Genomic DNA, 976 nt, shown 5'->3' with positions numbered 1-976 from the left:
CGGTTTTGTCAGCGTTCGCGCCAAACCTGGCGACGCGAGATGATGGCCGGTTTGGTTACGCCACTTGCAGAATAGCGAGCGCAGTGGTGGCGCGACGGAGGTGAAGCAGACGGCGGCGGTTGGCGGCGACGTGCTGGTTATGGCGGGTCCGGAGGCGGAGGAAGTTGCGGAGCTCGTCGTAGCTTCGACAGAACCGCCTTGCTGAATCGAAGCTTTTGAACCCGCGCATACACCGTATGCGGCCTTTAACGCCCCGGTGATCCTGTTCCAATCTGTTGTTTTTGTAAGCGCTATTGCGATGGACAACCCGCCGGCCAAGCGTTGACCGGATCGCTCGTGGGTATGAGCCGTGCCCGTCCGTGGTGACCTGATCGGGCGTCACGCCCGTGACCGACTTGGCTGAACGGAAAAAGGCCTGGGCCGCCGCCATGTCGCGGTGCTCGCTGAGCGCTGTGTCCACGAGATTGCCCTCGCGGTCGATCGCCCGATACAAGTAGGCCCACCTGCCGCCAACATTCAGATATGTCTCGTCCACGTGCCAACGGCGACCGCGGGTACCGCCCCGACCGCGGCGGCGCTGGCGCAGTTTGTCGGCGAGCAGCGGCGCAAGCTTCGCCTCCCACTCGCGGACGGCCTCATAGCTGAAGACGATGCCGCGAAGGAGGAACATCTCTGCCAAGTCACGCAAGGTCAGGCGGTAGCGCAGCCGCCACACCACCACCAACGCAATCACGTCCGACGGGTACTGGGCGCGGTTCAGCACGCCACCGCTGCGCTCGTTGAACTGCTTACCGCAATCTCGGCAGCGGAACCGGCGATAGCCTCGGGCGGTGCGCTCCGGCCGCTCGGTCACCTCCGCCGAGCCGCAGGCCACACAGTCCATCTCCGCCCCTCGTCCCCTGTTGAGCACAGAGCCTACCAGCCCTACCCCGGCTGGCCAAAAGGGCCCATTGGCGCAAAACCTGACAGAACCGCT

At 64.7% G+C, this 976-nt stretch carries 1 protein-coding gene; it reads right to left on the bottom strand.

Annotated features, from left to right (window positions below):
- Positions 1 to 55: 55 nt before the first annotated feature.
- The gene (locus LH62_RS00195; protein ID WP_043358420.1) at positions 56 to 883 is read right to left on the bottom strand and encodes an IS6 family transposase; all 828 of its coding nucleotides are present in this window, start codon (positions 881 to 883) and stop codon (positions 56 to 58) included.
- Positions 884 to 976 lie beyond the last annotated feature (93 nt).

This window comes from Belnapia sp. F-4-1, from assembly GCF_000802185.1.
Classification (GTDB): Bacteria; Pseudomonadota; Alphaproteobacteria; order Acetobacterales; family Acetobacteraceae; genus Belnapia.
The sequence above is the reverse complement of the archived record's forward strand: the minus strand, read 5'-3'. Positions and strand labels throughout refer to the sequence as shown.